The following is a 2,112-nucleotide window of genomic DNA, read 5'->3' as shown; positions in this document are numbered from 1 at the left end:
CGTTCTTTAAATGATTGGCAAGAAAAACAAAGTGAATAGAGATTTACTCTTTAAAAAAAAAACTTTAAAAAAAGCTTGTGAGATTTAAAAACGAAAGTTATCTTTGCACCCCGCAAACGAGTTCACCGAACACTTTTAGAGATAAGAGTTAAGTGAGGTAAAACGCTGGAAGTTCCTTGAAAGATTGATAAGAAAAAGAGAAGTAAACGAGATAGAAATTATCTCAAAAAACTTTAAAATTTTCTTGCCAGTTAAAAAAAGAATAACTACTTTTGCACCCGCTTTGAGAAACAAACGAAAGGCGAAAAAATAGTAAGAATACGTTCCTAGACATATTGAATTGACAGCCGTTTTGTTCGCAAGAACAGAACATAAAGAATAAGAGTAATAGAATCGGAAGATTTGAAAAAACCACTAGAACAGAGTCGAATAACAATAGTTCGCCACGGCGAACAAACAATATACGATGAAGAGTTTGATCCTGGCTCAGGATGAACGCTAGCGGCAGGCTTAACACATGCAAGTCGAGGGGTATAGGTTTTCGGACCTAGAGACCGGCGCACGGGTGCGTAACGCGTATGCAATCTACCTTTCACAGAGGGATAGCCCAGAGAAATTTGGATTAATACCTCATAGTATAGCAGTTTCGCATGAAACCACTATTAAAGTCACAACGGTGAAAGATGAGCATGCGTCCCATTAGCTAGATGGTAAGGTAACGGCTTACCATGGCAACGATGGGTAGGGGTCCTGAGAGGGAGATCCCCCACACTGGTACTGAGACACGGACCAGACTCCTACGGGAGGCAGCAGTGAGGAATATTGGACAATGGGCGCAAGCCTGATCCAGCCATGCCGCGTGCAGGATGACGGTCCTATGGATTGTAAACTGCTTTTGTACAGGAAGAAACACTCCCTCGTGAGGGAGCTTGACGGTACTGTAAGAATAAGGATCGGCTAACTCCGTGCCAGCAGCCGCGGTAATACGGAGGATCCAAGCGTTATCCGGAATCATTGGGTTTAAAGGGTCCGTAGGCGGTTTAGTAAGTCAGTGGTGAAAGCCCATCGCTCAACGGTGGAACGGCCATTGATACTGCTAAACTTGAATTATTAGGAAGTAACTAGAATATGTAGTGTAGCGGTGAAATGCTTAGAGATTACATGGAATACCAATTGCGAAGGCAGGTTACTACTAATGGATTGACGCTGATGGACGAAAGCGTGGGTAGCGAACAGGATTAGATACCCTGGTAGTCCACGCCGTAAACGATGGATACTAGCTGTTGGGAGCAATTTCAGTGGCTAAGCGAAAGTGATAAGTATCCCACCTGGGGAGTACGTTCGCAAGAATGAAACTCAAAGGAATTGACGGGGGCCCGCACAAGCGGTGGAGCATGTGGTTTAATTCGATGATACGCGAGGAACCTTACCAAGGCTTAAATGTAGATTGACCGGTTTGGAAACAGACTTTTCGCAAGACAATTTACAAGGTGCTGCATGGTTGTCGTCAGCTCGTGCCGTGAGGTGTCAGGTTAAGTCCTATAACGAGCGCAACCCCTGTTGTTAGTTGCCAGCGAGTCAAGTCGGGAACTCTAACAAGACTGCCAGTGCAAACTGTGAGGAAGGTGGGGATGACGTCAAATCATCACGGCCCTTACGCCTTGGGCTACACACGTGCTACAATGGCCGGTACAGAGAGCAGCCACTGGGCGACCAGGAGCGAATCTATAAAACCGGTCACAGTTCGGATCGGAGTCTGCAACTCGACTCCGTGAAGCTGGAATCGCTAGTAATCGGATATCAGCCATGATCCGGTGAATACGTTCCCGGGCCTTGTACACACCGCCCGTCAAGCCATGGAAGCTGGGGGTGCCTGAAGTCGGTGACCGCAAGGAGCTGCCTAGGGTAAAACTGGTAACTAGGGCTAAGTCGTAACAAGGTAGCCGTACCGGAAGGTGCGGCTGGAACACCTCCTTTCTAGAGCCTTAGTGTTAGTAGAGATACACGCTAGGGAAAGAAGACGAAAGTTCAAGTTGGAAACAGATACCAACATTTTATTACTCTTGCTGTTAATTTAAAAAAAAAGAGAGGAAAGAAGATAGAAAATGGAGT

The 2,112-nt window shown here is 45.8% G+C and carries 1 rRNA gene; it reads left to right on the top strand.

Annotated elements, in window-relative coordinates:
• Positions 1-463 precede the first annotated feature (463 nt).
• Positions 464-1,977 (top strand): 16S ribosomal RNA (locus FPG59_RS15625).
• Positions 1,978-2,112 lie beyond the last annotated feature (135 nt).

Origin of the sequence: Flavobacterium sp. FPG59 (assembly GCF_002150205.1) — a bacterium.
GTDB lineage: Bacteria > Bacteroidota > Bacteroidia > Flavobacteriales > Flavobacteriaceae > Flavobacterium.
Note: the sequence above shows the minus strand (reverse complement) of the source record. Positions and strands in the feature narration are given on the sequence as shown.